General features: G+C 43.9%; 1 rRNA gene. It reads right to left on the bottom strand.

The features are described from left to right. Positions 1–93: 93 nt before the first annotated feature. Positions 94–1,602 (bottom strand): 16S ribosomal RNA (locus tag AVBRAN9334_RS10045). Between the last annotated feature and the right edge of the window lie 179 nt (positions 1,603–1,781).

Here is a 1,781-nt window from a genome sequence, read left to right on the forward strand (position 1 = left end):
TCATTTCAACCTTTGATATCCAAACAAGCTCTCAAGAGCTCTTGAAATATTTATTATTACTCTTTAGTGTGAGTTAAAGAGTATGTACTCTAGAAAGGAGGTGATCCAACCGCAGGTTCTCCTACGGTTACCTTGTTACGACTTCACCCCAGTCGCTGATTTTGCTGTGGGCGGTAACTAGTTTAGTATTCCGACTTAAAGCACAATCAACTCCCATGGTGTGACGGGCGGTGAGTACAAGACCCGGGAACGTATTCACCGTAACATAGCTGATTTACGATTACTAGCGATTCCGGCTTCATGCTCTCGAGTTGCAGAGAACAATCCGAACTAAGACATATTTTATAGATTTGCTCCACCTCGCGGTATTGCTTCTCATTGTATATGCCATTGTAGCACGTGTGTAGCCCTGGGCATAAGGGCCATGATGACTTGACGTCGTCCACACCTTCCTCCTCCTTGCGAAGGCAGTCTATTTAGAGTGCTCAGCCGAACTGTTAGCAACTAAATACGTGGGTTGCGCTCGTTGCGGGACTTAACCCAACATCTCACGACACGAGCTGACGACAGCCGTGCAGCACCTGTCTCTAAGTTCTAGCAAGCTAGCACCCTCGTATCTCTACAAGGTTCTTAGGATATCAAGCCCAGGTAAGGTTCTTCGCGTATCTTCGAATTAAACCACATGCTCCACCGCTTGTGCGGGTCCCCGTCTATTCCTTTGAGTTTTAATCTTGCGACCGTACTCCCCAGGCGGTATGCTTAATCCGTTAGGTGCATTACTGAAATGACTAGCATTCCAACAACTAGCATACATCGTTTAGGGCGTGGACTACCAGGGTATCTAATCCTGTTTGCTCCCCACGCTTTCGCGCCTTAGCGTCAGTTAAGTTCTAGCAGATCGCTTTCGCAATTGGCATTCTTAGTAATATCTACGGATTTTACCCCTACACTACTAATTCCATCTGCCTCTCCCTTACTCTAGAATAGCAGTTTTGAATGCAGTTTAATGGTTAAGCCATTAGATTTCACATCCAACTTACTACTCCGCCTACGCGCCCTTTACGCCCAGTGATTCCGAGTAACGCTTGCACCCTCCGTATTACCGCGGCTGCTGGCACGGAGTTAGCCGGTGCTTATTCTTACAATACAGTCAGTATTCTTCTTGTAAAAAAGGAGTTTACGCTCCGAAAAGTGTCATCCTCCACGCGGCGTTGCTGCTTCAGGGTTTCCCCCATTGAGCAATATTCCCCACTGCTGCCTCCCGTAGGAGTCTGGACCGTGTCTCAGTTCCAGTGTGTCTGATCATCCTCTAAGACCAGATATGCGTCATAGCCTTGGTAAGCCATTACCTTACCAACTAGCTGATACAATATAGCCCTATCCCTTACCGAAAAACTTTCCCACCCTAACTTATGTTAGAGCGGAGTATAGAGTATTAGCACTCATTTCTAAGTGTTGTCCTCTTGTAAGGGGCAAGTTAGCTATACATTACTCACCCGTGCGCCACTAATCCGTCTAGCAAGCTAGACTTCATCGTTCGACTTGCATGTGTTAGGCACGCCGCCAGCGTTCACTCTGAGCCAGGATCAAACTCTCCATAATTTAAATGATTATTTTTTAATTATGAAAAATTAAAAAATAAATAAAATAATGAAGTGAATGATTTAAAACTTATATATAAGAAAGTTTTAAATGGCTCTTGATCACTTGTTTAGATATCAAAGATTGACGTTGAAATAATTGATATATTTAAAATTAACAATAAAACTATTTAAAATAAC

Origin of the sequence: Campylobacter sp. RM9334 (assembly GCF_020138145.1) — a bacterium.
Taxonomy (GTDB): domain Bacteria; phylum Campylobacterota; class Campylobacteria; order Campylobacterales; family Campylobacteraceae; genus Campylobacter_E.